At 63.5% G+C, this 15,052-nt stretch carries 15 protein-coding genes and 1 tRNA gene; all 16 read right to left on the bottom strand.

Annotated elements, in window-relative coordinates; all coding sequences use genetic code 11:
• Positions 1-36 precede the first annotated feature (36 nt).
• A complete protein-coding gene (locus WS95_RS19340) occupies positions 37-1,527 on the bottom strand; it encodes an NADH-quinone oxidoreductase subunit M (protein ID WP_006484881.1) in 1,491 nt (496 codons plus the stop codon).
• An 18-nt stretch (positions 1,528-1,545) separates the two neighbouring features.
• Entirely contained in the window at positions 1,546-3,600 is a 2,055-nt protein-coding gene (nuoL, locus tag WS95_RS19335; protein WP_034207962.1) for an NADH-quinone oxidoreductase subunit L, read from the bottom strand.
• Positions 3,601-3,617: 17 nt separating this feature from the next.
• Complete coding sequence (gene nuoK / locus WS95_RS19330; RefSeq protein ID WP_006478272.1) at positions 3,618-3,923, bottom strand: NADH-quinone oxidoreductase subunit NuoK; 306 nt, start codon at positions 3,921-3,923, stop codon at positions 3,618-3,620.
• An 18-nt stretch (positions 3,924-3,941) separates the two neighbouring features.
• Positions 3,942-4,592, bottom strand: a complete 651-nt coding sequence (locus tag WS95_RS19325; protein WP_011545812.1) for an NADH-quinone oxidoreductase subunit J — start codon at positions 4,590-4,592, stop codon at positions 3,942-3,944.
• A gap of 105 nt (positions 4,593-4,697) precedes the next feature.
• On the bottom strand, positions 4,698-5,186 hold the full coding sequence (nuoI, locus tag WS95_RS19320; protein ID WP_006478270.1) for an NADH-quinone oxidoreductase subunit NuoI: 489 nt from the start codon (positions 5,184-5,186) through the stop codon (positions 4,698-4,700).
• 15 nt (positions 5,187-5,201) lie between these two features.
• Entirely contained in the window at positions 5,202-6,269 is a 1,068-nt protein-coding gene (nuoH, locus tag WS95_RS19315; RefSeq protein WP_034207963.1) for an NADH-quinone oxidoreductase subunit NuoH, read from the bottom strand.
• Complete coding sequence (gene nuoG / locus WS95_RS19310) at positions 6,270-8,600, bottom strand: NADH-quinone oxidoreductase subunit NuoG (protein WP_059825078.1); 2,331 nt, start codon at positions 8,598-8,600, stop codon at positions 6,270-6,272. It lies immediately after the preceding gene.
• A gap of 81 nt (positions 8,601-8,681) precedes the next feature.
• Complete coding sequence (nuoF, locus tag WS95_RS19305; RefSeq protein WP_006478267.1) at positions 8,682-9,992, bottom strand: NADH-quinone oxidoreductase subunit NuoF; 1,311 nt, start codon at positions 9,990-9,992, stop codon at positions 8,682-8,684.
• On the bottom strand, positions 9,989-10,474 hold the full coding sequence (nuoE, locus tag WS95_RS19300) for an NADH-quinone oxidoreductase subunit NuoE (protein ID WP_009694121.1): 486 nt from the start codon (positions 10,472-10,474) through the stop codon (positions 9,989-9,991). Before nuoE ends, nuoF begins: the two co-directional genes overlap by 4 nt.
• Positions 10,475-10,658: 184 nt before the next feature.
• A complete protein-coding gene (locus WS95_RS19295) occupies positions 10,659-11,912 on the bottom strand; it encodes an NADH-quinone oxidoreductase subunit D (RefSeq protein WP_034207965.1) in 1,254 nt (417 codons plus the stop codon).
• Between the two features lie 9 nt (positions 11,913-11,921).
• The gene (locus WS95_RS19290; RefSeq protein ID WP_034207966.1) at positions 11,922-12,524 is read right to left on the bottom strand and encodes an NADH-quinone oxidoreductase subunit C; all 603 of its coding nucleotides are present in this window, start codon (positions 12,522-12,524) and stop codon (positions 11,922-11,924) included.
• Positions 12,525-12,545: 21 nt separating this feature from the next.
• The gene (locus tag WS95_RS19285; RefSeq protein WP_006398799.1) at positions 12,546-13,025 is read right to left on the bottom strand and encodes a NuoB/complex I 20 kDa subunit family protein; all 480 of its coding nucleotides are present in this window, start codon (positions 13,023-13,025) and stop codon (positions 12,546-12,548) included.
• 62 nt (positions 13,026-13,087) lie between these two features.
• Positions 13,088-13,447: an NADH-quinone oxidoreductase subunit A gene (locus WS95_RS19280; protein ID WP_006398798.1), complete on the bottom strand. Its 360-nt coding sequence runs from the start codon at positions 13,445-13,447 to the stop codon at positions 13,088-13,090.
• 153 nt (positions 13,448-13,600) lie between these two features.
• Positions 13,601-13,685 (bottom strand) — tRNA-Leu (locus WS95_RS19275).
• Between the two features lie 109 nt (positions 13,686-13,794).
• Positions 13,795-14,172, bottom strand: coding sequence for a preprotein translocase subunit SecG (gene secG / locus WS95_RS19270; protein WP_059825077.1), 378 nt, complete (start codon positions 14,170-14,172; stop codon positions 13,795-13,797).
• A gap of 72 nt (positions 14,173-14,244) precedes the next feature.
• Positions 14,245-15,000 (bottom strand): triose-phosphate isomerase, encoded by a 756-nt coding sequence (gene tpiA / locus WS95_RS19265; RefSeq protein WP_034207968.1) that lies wholly within the window; start codon positions 14,998-15,000, stop codon positions 14,245-14,247.
• Positions 15,001-15,052: the final 52 nt, after the last annotated feature.

Here is a 15,052-nt window from a genome sequence, read left to right as displayed (position 1 = left end):
GGCGTTTTGCATGATCTTGAGTTCCTCCGCTCGCGATTACTGGGCCAGCGGCAGCTTCGACTGCGCGACGTGGGAGAGGAGGTTTTCCACGGAAACGTGCATCACGTCGGTGAAAGGCTTCGGATACAGACCCATCAGCAGCGTGAACGCGGCGAGCACGGCCAGCATCAGGAATTCGCGACGGCCGATGTCCTTCAGCTTCGCAACATGATCGTTCGCCACCGCGCCGAAATACACGCGCTTGTACATCCACAGCGTGTAGGCCGCGCCGAGGATCAGCGTGAATGCCGCGCCGAATGCGATCCAGAAGTTGTACTGGACGGCCGCGAGAATCACCATGAATTCGCCGACGAAACCGGACGTACCCGGCAGCCCGCAGTTGGCCATCGAGAACAGCATCGCGAACGCCGCGAACTTCGGCATCACGTTGACGACGCCGCCGTAGTCGGCGATCTGGCGCGAGTGCACGCGGTCGTACAGCACGCCGATGCAGAGGAACATCGCGCCCGACACGAAGCCGTGCGAGATCATCTGGATGATCGCGCCTTCGACGCCGAGCTGGTTGAAGATGAAGAAGCCCAGCGTGACGAAGCCCATGTGCGCGATCGACGAATACGCGACCAGCTTCTTCATGTCGGCCTGCACCATCGCGACGAGGCCGATGTAGATCACCGCGATCAGCGACAGCGTGATCACGACGGGCGCCAGGAAATGGCTCGCGTCAGGCGTGATCGGCAACGAGAAACGCAGGAAACCGTATGCGCCGAGCTTCAGCATGATCGCCGCCAGCACGACCGAGCCGCCCGTCGGCGCTTCCACGTGCGCGTCCGGCAACCACGTGTGCACCGGCCACATCGGCACCTTCACCGCGAACGCGAGGAAGAACGCAATGAACAGCAGGATCTGCGGCGTCATCGCGATCTTCGCGTTCTGCCACGTCGCGAGGTCGAACGAGTGCGTTTCCGTGTACAGGTAGATCAGCGCGACCAGCATCAGCAGCGAACCGGCCAGCGTGTACAGGAAGAACTTGAACGCCGCATACACGCGGTTCGGGCCGCCCCACACGCCGATGATGATGTACATCGGGATCAGGGTCGCCTCGAAGAACACGTAGAACAGCAGGCCGTCGGCCGCCGAGAACACGCCGATCATGATCCCGGACAGGATCAGGAACGCCGCGAGGTACTGCGCGACGTTCTCGGTGATCACTTCCCATGCGGCGATCACGACGATCACCGTGATCAGCGCGGTCAGCACGACGAACCACATCGAGATGCCGTCGACGCCGAGGTGATACGCGATATCGAAGCGTTCGATCCAGGTCGACTTCTCGACGAACTGCAGCGCAGCCGTGCTTGAGTCGAAGCCGGTGATCAGCGGGATCGTGACCGCGAGGCCGAGCAGCGCACCGATCAGCGCGACCCAGCGGGCCGTCCCCGGATTTTTGTCGTTACCGACCGCAAGCACGAGGAGGCCGAAGACGATCGGCAGCCAGATCGCGGTACTGAGAATCGGAAAAGCGTGCATTAGTGTTGTCCCCCCGCCTTATTTGCCGCCGAGCGTTACAAACAGGGTCAGGAGCCCCAGCATGCCGATGATCATGGCGAACGCGTAGTGATAGATGTAACCGGATTGGAGGAAGCGGATCACGCCGGCGAACCAGCCGATGAACCGGGCGCTGCCGTTGACGAGGCCGTCGATCACCACGACGTCGCCCTCCTTCCACAGGCCGCGGCCGATCGCCACCGAACCGCGGGCGAACACCACTTCGTTGATCTTGTCCATGTAGTACTTGTTGTCCAGCAGCGTGTAGATCGGGCCGAATGCACGGCGGATCGACGCCGGCAGCTCCGGACGCTTCAGATACAGGAACCACGCGACGACGACACCGGCGAGCGCCAGCCACACCGGCAGGCCCGACACCGAGTGCAGGCCCATGCCGACCCAGCCGTGGAACTCTTCGGCCATCTCGGCCAGCGCCGGATGGTTTTCGCCGATGAAGATGACCTTATCGAATGCGACGCCGTGCTGGAAGAAGTCACCGAACAGCATCGGGCTGATCGCGATCGCGCCGATGATCACCGACGGGATCGCCAGCAGGACCAGCGGCACCCACACGACCCACGGGGTCTCGTGCGGCTCGTGCGCGTGGTCGTCATGGCCGTGGCCATGACCGTGATCGTCGTGGCCGTGCGCGGCCGCCATGCCCATCGGCGATTCCGGATGCTTCGGATTGCGGAAGCGCTCTTCGCCGTGGAACACCAGGAAGTACATGCGGAACGAGTACAGCGCCGTGACGAACACGCTCGCGACGACCGCGAAGTACGCGAAGCCCGAACCCGGCAGGTGCGACAGCTTCACCGCGTCGATGATCGAGTCCTTCGAGTAGAAGCCCGAGAAGAACGGCGTACCGATCAGCGCGAGCGACCCGATGAGCGACGTGATCCACGTGATCGGCATGTACTTGCGCAGGCCGCCCATGTTGCGCATGTCCTGGTCGTGGTGCATGCCCATGATGACCGAGCCGGCGCCGAGGAACAGCAGCGCCTTGAAGAACGCGTGCGTCATCAGGTGGAACACGGCGACCGGGTAAGCGGACACGCCGAGCGCGACGGTCATGTAGCCGAGCTGCGACAGCGTCGAGTACGCGACCACGCGCTTGATGTCGTTCTGGACGATGCCGAGGAAGCCCATGAAGAGCGCCGTGATCGCGCCGATCACCGTGATGAACGACAGCGCGGTATCCGACAGTTCGAACAGCGGCGACATGCGCGACACCATGAAGATGCCGGCCGTCACCATCGTCGCCGCGTGAATCAGCGCCGAGATCGGGGTCGGGCCTTCCATCGAGTCCGGCAGCCACACGTGCAGCGGGAATTGCGCCGACTTGCCCATCGCGCCGATGAACAGGCAGATACAGGCAACGGTCAGCAGGCCCCAGTCGGTGCCCGGGAAGTGCAGGCTCGCGAGTTCCGCGCGCTTCGCGAACACTTCGCCGTAGTTCATCGAGCCGGCGAACGCGAGCAGCAGGCCGATGCCGAGCAGGAAGCCGAAGTCGCCCACGCGGTTCACGAGGAACGCCTTCATGTTCGCGTAGATCGCGCTCTCACGCGTGAAGTAGAAGCCGATCAGCAGGTACGACACCAGACCCACCGCTTCCCAGCCGAAGAACAGCTGCAGGAAGTTGTTGCTCATCACGAGCATCAGCATCGAGAACGTGAACAGCGAGATGTACGAGAAGAAGCGCTGGTAGCCGTCTTCTTCCGCCATGTAGCCGATCGTGTACACGTGCACCATCAGCGAGACGAAGGTCACGACGACCATCATCATCGCGGTCAGCGAATCGACGAGGAAGCCGACTTCGAGCTTCAGCGAGCCGACGTTCATCCATTCGTAGACGGTCGCGTTGAAGCTCGCGCCGCCCATCACGTCGAAGAAGACTTTCGCCGACAGGAGGAACGCGATCAATACGCCGAGGATCGTGATCCGGTGTGCGCCCTTGCGCCCGACTGCGTTCCCGAACAGCCCCGCAATCAGCGAGCCGGCCAGCGGAGCGAGCGGAATCGCCAGCAGCAGGTTTTCATTGAGTGTCGTTGACATAACAGCGTTGCCTGAAATTAACCTTTGAGCTGATCGAGATCCTCGACATTGATCGTGTCGAGCTTACGGAACAGGGTCACCAGAATCGCGAGACCGATCGCGGCTTCCGCTGCGGCGACGGTCAGCACGAAGAACACGAAGATCTGGCCGTGCACGTCGCCGAGGTAATGCGAGAACGCGACGAAGTTGGTGTTCACCGCCAGCAGCATCAGTTCGATCGACATCAGGATGATGATGACGTTGCGGCGGTTCAGGAAGATCCCGACGATCGCGATCGCGAACAGGATCGCGCCGAGCACGAGGTAGTGAGCAAGGGTCAGCATGGTTTTCTTTTCCTCCGCTTAGCCGTTGGTGCCCGAACCGGCTTCGCTTTGCGCCGTTTCCGGCTGCGGCTTGTCCGCTTCCATCTTCACGAGGCGCACGCGGTCGTTGCGGCGCACCTTGACCTGATCCGACACGCGCTGGCGCTTGCTGTCCTTGCCCTTGCGCTCGGTCAGGCCGATCGCGGCGATGATCGCGACCAGCAGCACGAGGCCGGCGATTTCGAACGCGAAGATGTAGTCGGTGTAGATCACCTTGCCGATCAGGCGCGTATTCGACCAGTTGGCCATCTCGCCCGTCGCCATCGCATGCACGGTGTGCGTGTCGCCGTAACCGCGCCACAGGATCAGCGCGGTTTCGATCACGATGATCGCGCCGACCACGGTGGCCATCGGCACGAAGCGCTTGAAGTCGCGGCGCAGGTAGTCGATGTTGATGTCCAGCATCATCACGACGAACAGGAACAGCACCATCACCGCGCCCACGTAGACCAGAACCAGCAGGATCGCGAGGAACTCCGCCTCCAGCAGCATCCAGATCGCGGCGGCGTTGAAGAACGCCAGCACAAGGAAAAGCGCAGACGCCACCGGGTTGCGCGAAGTGATCACCTTCAGCCCTGATACCACCAGGAGCAGCGCGAAGATGTAGAACAGTACGGTCGTGAATTCCATGATTACCGGTTCATCGTTAGGCCATAGTCAGGCGCGGCTTGCGGGACGCCCGCACCCGTCGCGGCGGCTCGGCCCGTCGATGCCGGGCCGGCACTGCAAACACAATCAACGATACGGCGCGTCGGCAGCCTTCGCCGCGGCGATGTCCTTCTCGTAGCGATCGCCCACCGCGAGCAGCATTTCCTTCGTGAAATACAGGTCGCCGCGCTTTTCGCCGTGGTACTCGAGAATCTGCGTCTCGACGATCGAATCGACCGGGCAGCTCTCTTCGCAGAAACCGCAGAAGATGCACTTCGTCAGGTCGATGTCGTAGCGCGTCGTGCGGCGCGTGTTGTCCGCGCGCGTTTCCGACTCGATCGTGATCGCGAGCGCGGGGCACACGGCCTCGCACAGCTTGCACGCGATGCAGCGCTCTTCGCCGTTCTCGTAGCGGCGCAGTGCATGCAGCCCGCGAAAACGCGGCGAAATCGGGGTCTTCTCTTCCGGGAACTGCACGGTGAACTTGCGCTTGAACGTGTAACGACCGGTCAGCGCGAGCCCCTTCAGCAGCTCGGTCAGGAAGAAAGTCTTAAAGAAGTGTTGGATAGCCGTCATGATTTCGTCCGATCTTTACTTCACCCAGATGTTCAGCGGCGACATCATCCAGAAGCCGACCACGACCACCCAGATCACCGTGACGGGCAGGAACACCTTCCAGCCCAGACGCATGATCTGGTCGTAACGGAAGCGCGGGAACGTCGCGCGCACCCAGATGAACACCGACAGCAGCGCGAAGACCTTCAGCACCAGCCAGAAGATGCCCGGGATGAACGACAGGAATTCGAACGGCGCGTCCCAGCCGCCGAGGAACAGCGTCGCCGCCAGCGCCGAGATCACGATCATGTTGATGTACTCGGCGAGGAAGAACAGCGCGAACGCCATGCCCGAGTAATCGATCATGTGACCCGCGACGATTTCCGACTCCCCTTCCACCACGTCGAACGGGTGACGGTTCGTTTCGGCGATGCCCGAGATGAAGTAGACGACGAACGCCGGCAAGAGCGGCAGCCAGTTCCACGACAGGAAGTTCACGCCGTGGCCGGCGAAGAAGCCATGCTGTTGCGAACCGACGATTTCCGACAGGTTCAGGCTGCCGGCGGTCATCAGCACGAGCACCAGCGCGAAGCCCATCGAGATTTCGTACGACACCATCTGCGCCGCGGCGCGCATCGCGCCGAGGAACGCGTACTTCGAGTTCGACGCCCAGCCGGCGAGAATCACCGCGTACACGCCGATCGACGAGATCGCCATCGCGTACAGCAGGCCCGCGTTCACGTTCGCGAGCACGGCTTCGGCCTGGAACGGAATCACGGCCCACACGGCGAATGCCGGCACGACGGTCATCACCGGCGCGATCAGGTACAGCCAGCGGCTGGCGGCGCTCGGCTGAATGACTTCCTTCAGCAGCAGCTTCAGCACGTCGGCGATCGGCTGCAGCAGGCCGCCGGGGCCGACGCGGTTCGGGCCGAGACGCACGTGCATCCAGCCGATCAGCTTGCGCTCCCACAGAATCAGGTACGCGACGCACAGCAGGATGACGACGGAGACGACGAGGATGCGCACGACTGCCCACACCGTCGGCCACGCGAAGCCGAGAAGCTCGGCCCCGCCCGCGTTGATCGTATCGAACAAGCTCATTTACGCCTTCTCCACCACCAGTTCACCGGACAGGCTGCCGAGCGCTGCGCCGGCAGGCGTCGCCGCCGACACGCGAACGACCGTCTCCGCAAGATTCGCGTCGCGCACGGCCGGCAACTGCACCGCACGCTCGCCCTGGCGCACGCGCACGGCGTCGCCTTCCTTCAAGCCCAGCTTGTCGAACAGCGCGGCCGGCAGGGCTGCGGCATTCGCCGCCTTCGCGGCGGCCGTCAGGTGCAACGCACCTGCGCGGCGCACGAGCGCGTCGGCGTGATAGATCGGCACGTCGGCCAGGCGCTCGAAACCGCCGTTCGCGGCATTCGCCGCGGCGCGAGCCGGCACGACCGACGTCCGGTTCGACAGGCGACCCGCGACGCCGGCGTCGCCGAGCGCGGCGACACGCACTTCTTCCGCGGTCTCGTATTCGAAGTTCGGCAGGCCGAGCAGGCTGCCGAGCACGCGCAGCACCTTCCAAGCCGGGCGCGTATCGCCGAGCGGACGCACGACGCCGTTAAAGCTCTGCACGGTGCCTTCCGCGTTGACGAACGTACCGGCCGTTTCAGTGAACGGTGCGATCGGCAGCAGCACGTCGGCGTAGTCGAGGCCGTGCTTGAACGGCGACATCACGACGACCATCTCCGCCTGGTTCAGCGCGGCCAGCGCCTGCGCCGGATCGGCGGTGTCGAATTCCGGCTCGACGTTCAGCAGCACGTAGCCCTTGCGCGGCTGCGCGAACGCTTCGCGAGCGTTCAGGCCGCCTTCGCCCGGCAGTGCGCCGACGACGTGCGCGCCGACCGTGTTCGCCGCTTCCGTCAGGAAGCCGAACGTGGCGCCGGTGTTGTCGGCGATCCACTGCGCGACGGCGTGCAGCTGCGCGAATTGCGGATGACGGACCGCGACGTTGCCGAGCAGCACCGCGCGGCGTTCGCCGTTCGCGAGCGACTGCGCGACAGCTTGCGCGGCCGGCGATGCGGCGACGCCAGCGAGCGCATCGGGCAGCGCGACGCCGCGCAGTTGCGCGACGGCCGCGGCGATGCCGGCCAGCTCGTCGAGCCATGCGGACGGCGCGGCGACGATGCGCTGCGCGGTCGGGATCAGCGAATCGTCACCGGTCGCGTGCAGGAAGTGCAGCTTCGCGCCGTTCTTCGCGGCCTGACGCAGGCGCGATGCGAACAGCGGATGGTCGCGGCGCAGGAACGAACCGACGACGAACGCGGCGTCCACGGTCGACAGATCGGCGATCGGCATGCCGAGCCACGGTGCGCCCTGGACCGGCGCCGAAAAATCCTGCTGACGCAGACGGAAGTCGACGTTCGGCGTCTTCAGTTCGGTGGCGAGCTGCTTCACGAGGAACAGCTCTTCCGCGGTGCTGTGCGCGCTCGCGAGCATCGCCAGCGCGTTCGCGCCATGATCCGCGGCGATGCCCTTCAGGCCCTTCGCGACGTATTCGAGCGCGGTCTGCCAGTCGGTTTCGATCCACTGGCCGCCCTGCTTCAGCATCGGCTTCGTCAGACGCTCTTCGCTGTTGAGGCCTTCATACGAGAAGCGGTCCTTGTCCGAGATCCAGCATTCGTTGATGGCTTCGTTCTCGAACGGCAGCACGCGCATCACGCGGTTGTTCTTCACCTGCACGACGAGGTTCGCGCCGACGGAATCGTGCGGGCTCACCGACTTGCGGCGCGACAGTTCCCACGTACGGGCGCTGTAGCGGAACGGCTTGCTGGTCAGCGCGCCGACCGGGCACAGATCGATCATGTTGCCCGACATTTCGGAGTCGACCGTCTTGCCGACGAACGTCGTGATTTCCGAATGCTCGCCGCGGCCCAGCATGCCGAACTCCATCACGCCGGCGATTTCCTGGCCGAAGCGGACGCAGCGCGTGCAGTGGATGCAGCGCGACATTTCTTCCATCGAGATCAGCGGGCCCACATTCTTGTGGAACACCACGCGCTTTTCTTCCGAGTAGCGCGACGACGACTTGCCGTAGCCGACCGCCAGATCCTGCAGCTGACATTCGCCGCCCTGATCGCAGATCGGGCAATCGAGCGGGTGATTGATGAGGAGGAATTCCATCACCGACTGCTGCGCCTTCACCGCCTTGTCGGACTGCGTGCGGACGATCATGCCGGCCGACACGGGGGTCGCGCAGGCAGGCACGGCCTTCGGCATCTTCTCGACTTCGACGAGACACATCCGGCAGTTGGCCGCGACCGACAGTTTCTTGTGATAGCAGAAGTGAGGAATGTACGTATCCGCCTTGTGCGCAGCCTGGATCACCATGCTGCCTTCGGGCACCTCGACCTTCTTGCCGTCTATTTCAAGTTCAACCATGATGGTGAATGGTCCTTAACCTATTTCCGCCCGTTCGCGCCTTCGCCCGACCGTGCGCTCAAATTCCGCAACCGGTGCGCTTCAGGCTGCCGCCGCGTGCGCGTGGCCGCCGACCATGCAGTGCTTGTGCTCGACGTGGTACGCGAATTCGTCCCAGTAGTGCTTGAGCATCCCGCGTACCGGCATCGCCGCCGCATCGCCGAGCGCACAGATCGTGCGGCCCATGATGTTCTCGGCCACCGAATTCAGCAGGTCCAGATCTTCCTGGCGCCCTTCGCCGTGCTCGATACGGTTCACGACGCGATACAGCCAGCCGGTGCCTTCACGGCACGGCGTGCACTGGCCGCACGATTCCTCGTAGTAGAAGTACGACAGGCGCAGCAGCGAGCGCACCATGCAGCGCGTCTCGTCCATCACGATCACCGCGCCGGACCCGAGCATCGAGCCCGCCTTCGCGATCGAATCGTAGTCGAGATCCGTCTGCATCATGATGTCGCCCGGGATCACCGGCGCCGACGACCCGCCCGGAATCACGGCCTTGATCTTCTTGCCGCCGCGCATCCCGCCGGCGAGCTCCATCAGCGTCGCGAACGGCGTGCCGAGCGGCACTTCGTAGTTGCCCGGACGTTCGACGTCGCCCGACACCGAGAAAATCTTCGTGCCGCCGTTGTTCGGCTTGCCGATCTCGAGGTAATTCTGCGGCCCGATGGACAACAGGAACGGGACCGCCGCGAACGTCTCGGTGTTGTTGATCGTGGTCGGCTTGCCGTACACGCCGAAGCTCGCCGGGAACGGCGGCTTGAAGCGCGGCTGGCCCTTCTTGCCTTCGAGCGACTCGAGCAGCGCCGTTTCCTCGCCGCAGATGTACGCGCCGTAACCGTGGTGCGCGTGCAGCTGGAACGAGAATTCCGAGCCCATGATGTTGTCGCCGAGGAATCCGGCCGCGCGCGCTTCGTCGAGCGCGGCTTCGAAGCGTCGATACACTTCGAAGATTTCACCGTGGATATAGTTGTAGCCGACGGTGATGCCCATCGCGTACGCGCCGATGGCCATGCCTTCGATCAGCGCGTGCGGGTTCCAGCGCAGGATGTCGCGATCCTTGAACGTGCCCGGCTCGCCTTCGTCCGAGTTGCAGACGAGGTACTTCTGCCCCGGGAACTGGCGCGGCATGAAGCTCCACTTCAGGCCGGTCGGGAAGCCCGCACCGCCGCGGCCGCGCAGGCCCGATGCCTTCACGTCGGCGATCACCTGCTCGGGAGGGATCTTTTCTTCGAGAATGCGGCGCAGCTGCTTGTAGCCGCCGCGCGCAACGTAGTCTTCGAGATGCCAGTTCTCGCCGTTCAGACCAGCGAGGATCAGCGGTTTGATGTGACGGTCGTGGAGGGACGTCATTTCGAGAGCTCCTCAAGCAGCTGGTCGATCTTCTCGCGGCTCATGAAGCTGCACATTCTGTGATTGTTCACCAGCAGCACCGGCGCATCGCCGCACGAGCCCATGCATTCGCCTTCCTTCAGCGTGAACTTGCCGTCGGGCGTGGTCTCGCCGAAGTCGATGCCCAGCTTCTGTTTCAGGTAGTCGGCAGTCGCTTCCGCGCCGCCGTGCGGGCCGAGCTGGCACGGTAGGTTCGTGCAGAGCGTGATCTTGTGCTTGCCGACCGGTTTGAGCTCGTACATCGTGTAGAACGTCGCGACTTCCTGCACGGCAACGGCCGGCATGCCGAGATAGTCCGCGACGAACTGCATCAGTTCGGGCGACAGCCAGCCATGCTCTTCCTGAGCAACGGCCAACGCCGACATCACGGCGGACTGTTTCTGATCGGCGGGATACTTCGTCAACGCGCGATCGATTTCCTTCAGGCCTTCAGCTGAGATCATTTTCAGACACGACTCTTTCAATTCCTACCGAACGAACAACCTGCCGCACATCGGGGTGCATGGACGGCAGACCTGGCGCTCACTCTGTTGACAGCTTGCGAAGCCGCGCCGGTTCGGCGCATACCGCATGTGACTTCGCGTGCGACTGACTGCTCGCCGCCCGCGCTTGCGGGCGGCGCAACCATTAGCGATCGATTTCGCCGAACACGATGTCCTGCGTACCGATGATCGTGACGGCGTCGGCGATCATGTGACCGCGCGCCATTTCGTCGAGCGACGCCAGGTGCGCGAAACCCGGCGCGCGAATCTTGAGGCGATACGGCTTGTTGGCGCCGTCGGACACGAGGTAGATGCCAAACTCGCCCTTCGGATGCTCGACCGCCGCGTACGCTTCACCTTCCGGCACATGGAAACCTTCGGTGAAGAGCTTGAAGTGGTGAATCAAGTCTTCCATGTTGGTCTTCATGCCGACGCGCGACGGCGGGGCAACCTTGTGATTGTCCGTCATCACCGGGCCCGGATTCTTGCGGAGCCAATCAATACACTGTTTCGCGATGCGGACCGACTGGCGCATTTCTTCGACGCGCACCAGATAGCGGTCGTAGCAATCGCCGTTCACGCCGACCGGCACGTCGAAATCTATCCGATCGTACACTTCGTAGGGCTGCTTCTTGCGCAGGTCCCACGCGATGCCCGAGCCGCGCAGCATCGGGCCCGTCAGGCCCATCTGCAGCGCACGTTCGGGGCTGACCACGCCGATCCCGACCAGACGCTGTTTCCAGATCCGGTTGTCGGTCAGCAGCGTTTCGTATTCGTCGACGCACTTCGGGAAGCGCGTGAAGAAATCGTCGATGAAATCGAGCACCGAGCCGCTGCGCGCTTCGTTCATCTTCGCGAGCGCCTTCTCGTTGCGAATCTTCGACGCCTTGTATTGCGGCATTGCGTCAGGCAGATCGCGATAGACGCCGCCCGGACGATAGTAGGCCGCGTGCATCCGGGCGCCGGACACCGCTTCGTACACGTCCATCAGGTCTTCGCGTTCGCGGAACGCGTACAGGAACACGGCCATCGCGCCGACGTCGAGCGCGTGCGCGCCGATCCACATCAGGTGGTTCAACACGCGCGTGATTTCGTCGAACAGCACGCGGATGTACTGCGCGCGCTCCGGCACGTCGATGCCGAGCAGCTTCTCGATCGCGAGCACGTAGCCGTGCTCGTTGACCATCATCGACACATAGTCGAGACGGTCCATGTACGGCACGGACTGGATGAAGGTCTTGGATTCCGCGAGCTTTTCCGTCGCGCGGTGCAGCAGGCCGATGTGCGGATCGGCACGCTGGATGACTTCGCCGTCGAGCTCGAGCACGAGGCGCAGCACGCCGTGCGCTGCCGGGTGCTGCGGGCCGAAGTTGAGCGTGTAGTTCTTGATTTCTGCCATGACGCCCCCTTAATGTTTCAGACCGCCATAGCGATCCTCGCGGATCACGCGCGGCGTGATTTCGCGCGGCTCGATCGTCACCGGCTGGTACACGACCCGCTTCTCTTCCGGGTCGTAACGCATTTCGACGTAGCCCGACACCGGGAAGTCCTTGCGGAACGGGTGACCGATGAAGCCGTAGTCGGTGAGGATGCGGCGCAGGTCGGGGTGGCCTTCGAACACGATGCCGTACAGGTCGAACGCTTCTCGCTCGTACCAGTTCGCCGAGGTCCAGATGTCGACCAGCGACGCCACGATCGGCAGATCGTCGTCCGGCGCGAACACGCGCAGGCGCAGGCGCCAGTTGTTCGTGACCGACAGCAGGTGCGACACGGCCGCGAAGCGCGGGCCGTCGTAGGCGCCGTCGCCGAAGGTCTGGTAGTCGACGCCGCAGAGGTCGATCAGTTGCTCGAAACGGAGCTTCGGATCGTCGCGCAGCGTCTTTGCGACTTCGAGGTAATCGCTCGCCTTCACGACGAGCGTCAGTTCACCGATCGCTTCGGTGAGGCTCACCACGCGCGCGCCGAGCGCGGCTTCGAGGTTGGCCTTGAGGGTCTCGATTTTGCTTGCCATATTGAGGGGACGCTCGGGGCTTTATTGACGGGCGATGGTATTGGTGCGGCGGATCTTCGCCTGAAGCTGGATCACGCCGTAGACCAGCGCCTCGGCCGTGGGCGGACAGCCCGGCACGTAGACGTCGACCGGCACGATCCGGTCGCAGCCGCGGACCACCGAGTACGAGTAGTGGTAGTAACCACCGCCGTTCGCACACGACCCCATCGAGATCACCCAGCGCGGCTCGGCCATTTGGTCGTACACGCGGCGCAGCGCGGGCGCCATCTTGTTGCACAGCGTGCCGGCGACGATCATCACGTCCGACTGACGCGGACTCGGACGGAACACGACGCCGAACCGGTCCAGATCGTAACGGGCGGCGCCCGCATGCATCATCTCGACGGCGCAACACGCGAGCCCGAACGTCATCGGCCACAGCGAGCCGGTACGCGTCCAGTTGATCAGCTTGTCAGCCGTCGTGGTGACAAACCCTTCCTTCAAGACCCCTTCGATACTCATTTGCTTTCCACTCCAGACGAGCGACCGAGCGTGGCCGCCCATGCAAACCGGCGATTAACCCATCACTCCCAGTCGAGGCCGCCTTTCTTCCAGATATAGGCAAAGCCCAGCAGGAATTCGAGCAGAAAAATCATCATTGCGATGAAACCCGGCCAGCCGATGTCCCGGAGCGCGACGCCCCACGGAAACAGGAATGCGGTTTCGAGATCGAAGATGATGAACAGGATGGCGACGAGGTAATACCGTACGTCGAATTTCATCCGGGCGTCTTCAAAGGCTTCGAAGCCGCACTCGTACGGTGCGTTCTTCTCGACGTCCGGCTTGTTGGGACCAAGGAGCTTGCCGATGCTGACCAGCGCTATACCTAAACCAGTGCCCACGAGGAGGAACAACAAGACGGGGTAATAGGCTGCGAGGTTCAAGGCAATCCTCTATCGGTTGGTTCTGAGCGTCCGGAGAATACCACTTCCGGCGGAAGGAATCATTTCGGAGTGCAGGCGATCGCAAGACAACCGCAAGCACACCCCACAAATGAAAAATGCCAGCCACTAGAAGCGGCTGGCATTGAGTAACTTTGGTGCCGACGGCGAGACTCGAACTCGCACAGCTTTCGCCACTACCCCCTCAAGATAGCGTGTCTACCAATTTCACCACGTCGGCACTGCATGCAACTCGGGTTGTGCTGCTTGTTCCCGCGAATCGCTTCAAGAATTAAATTCTAACCCGAGTTCAGGATTTGTTCAACGCACAACCGCAAAAAATTAACTTTTTATTTCGGGACGTCCTGGCCCGGCGCGCTTGCGGCCGAACCGGCGGCGGCAGACGCCGCGACAGCCGACGCCGATGCTGCGGGAGCCGATGCCGGCGCGGTCGCCGCCGTGCCGAGCACGCCTGCCGACGGCGTCGACTTGTACGAACCGAGGTACGTCAGCGCGAGCGTCGCGACGAAGAAAATCGCCGCGAGAATGGCCGTCGTGCGCGACAGGAAGTTCGCCGAGCCCGTCGCACCGAACAGGCTGCCCGACGCGCCGCTGCCGAACGCGGCGCCCATGTCGGCACCCTTGCCGTGCTGCAGCAGCACGAGCCCAATCACACCGAGTGCAGACAGCACCTGCACCACAATAATCAGCGTCTTGAATAACAGCATCACACCCACCCGATTGGATCGGGCGACCGGACCGACCGGCCGCCGTCATGGTTCAATTCGATCTCGGACCGCTCAACGCGCGGCCCGGCAGATCGCCAGAAAATCTTCCGCCTTCAGCGACGCGCCGCCGATCAGGCCGCCGTCGATGTCCGGTTGCGCGAACAGCTCTTCCGCGTTGTCCGGCTTCACGCTGCCGCCGTACAGCACGGACACGTCCGCCGCACCCTTTGCCGCGAGACGCGTACGCAGGAACGCGTGCACGTCCTGCGCCTGCGCCGAGCTCGCGCTCTTGCCCGTGCCGATCGCCCACACCGGCTCGTACGCGACGACGATGCGGGCGGCTTCGTCGGCCGTCAGCACGGCCAGCACCGCGTCGAGCTGCGCACCGACGACCCGCTCGGTCGCACCCGACTCGCGCTCGTCGAGCGTCTCGCCGACACACACGACGGGCGTGAGGCCGGCCGCGAGCGCGCGTTGCGTCTTCGCCGCGACCGTCTCGCTGCTTTCGCCGTGATACGCGCGGCGCTCCGAATGGCCGACGATCGCATATTGCGCGCCGAACTCCGCCACCATCGCAGCCGCGACCTCGCCGGTGAACGCGCCTTGCTCGTGCGCGGACACGTCCTGCGCACCGAACGCGACACGGCCGCCGCCGAGCTGCGCCTGAACCTGCGCGAGATACGGGAACGGCACGCACACGCCGATCGACGTTTCAGCCGCCACCGCGCCCGCACCCTGCACCACTTCGTTCAGCAGCGCCTGGTTGCCGGCCAGCCGGCCGTGCATCTTCCAGTTGCCGATCACTCGCTTTGTTCGTTGTTTCGACATCGTGTCTGTCTCGTCACTATCTTGTCATTAACGTGCCGGAACCCGGCCGTCA

Source organism: Burkholderia sp. MSMB1826 (genome assembly GCF_001526325.1).
Taxonomy (GTDB): Bacteria; Pseudomonadota; Gammaproteobacteria; order Burkholderiales; family Burkholderiaceae; genus Burkholderia.
The sequence above is the reverse complement of the archived record's forward strand: the minus strand, read 5'-3'. Positions and strand labels throughout refer to the sequence as shown.

Excerpts from the sequence above, each read along its gene's own strand:
- WS95_RS19340 (WP_006484881.1), bottom strand. The coding sequence starts at position 1,527 with ATGCACGCTTTTCCGATTCTCAGTACCGCGATCTGGCTGCCGATCGTC.
- nuoL (WP_034207962.1), bottom strand. The coding sequence starts at position 3,600 with ATGTCAACGACACTCAATGAAAACCTGCTGCTGGCGATTCCGCTCGCT.
- nuoK (WP_006478272.1), bottom strand. The coding sequence starts at position 3,923 with ATGCTGACCCTTGCTCACTACCTCGTGCTCGGCGCGATCCTGTTCGCG.
- WS95_RS19325 (WP_011545812.1), bottom strand. The coding sequence starts at position 4,592 with ATGGAATTCACGACCGTACTGTTCTACATCTTCGCGCTGCTCCTGGTG.
- nuoI (WP_006478270.1), bottom strand. The coding sequence starts at position 5,186 with ATGACGGCTATCCAACACTTCTTTAAGACTTTCTTCCTGACCGAGCTG.
- nuoH (WP_034207963.1), bottom strand. The coding sequence starts at position 6,269 with ATGAGCTTGTTCGATACGATCAACGCGGGCGGGGCCGAGCTTCTCGGC.
- nuoG (WP_059825078.1), bottom strand. The coding sequence starts at position 8,600 with ATGGTTGAACTTGAAATAGACGGCAAGAAGGTCGAGGTGCCCGAAGGC.
- nuoF (WP_006478267.1), bottom strand. The coding sequence starts at position 9,992 with ATGACGTCCCTCCACGACCGTCACATCAAACCGCTGATCCTCGCTGGT.
- nuoE (WP_009694121.1), bottom strand. The coding sequence starts at position 10,474 with ATGATCTCAGCTGAAGGCCTGAAGGAAATCGATCGCGCGTTGACGAAG.
- WS95_RS19295 (WP_034207965.1), bottom strand. The coding sequence starts at position 11,912 with ATGGCAGAAATCAAGAACTACACGCTCAACTTCGGCCCGCAGCACCCG.
- WS95_RS19290 (WP_034207966.1), bottom strand. The coding sequence starts at position 12,524 with ATGGCAAGCAAAATCGAGACCCTCAAGGCCAACCTCGAAGCCGCGCTC.
- WS95_RS19285 (WP_006398799.1), bottom strand. The coding sequence starts at position 13,025 with ATGAGTATCGAAGGGGTCTTGAAGGAAGGGTTTGTCACCACGACGGCT.
- secG (WP_059825077.1), bottom strand. The coding sequence starts at position 14,172 with ATGCTGTTATTCAAGACGCTGATTATTGTGGTGCAGGTGCTGTCTGCA.
- tpiA (WP_034207968.1), bottom strand. The coding sequence starts at position 15,000 with ATGTCGAAACAACGAACAAAGCGAGTGATCGGCAACTGGAAGATGCAC.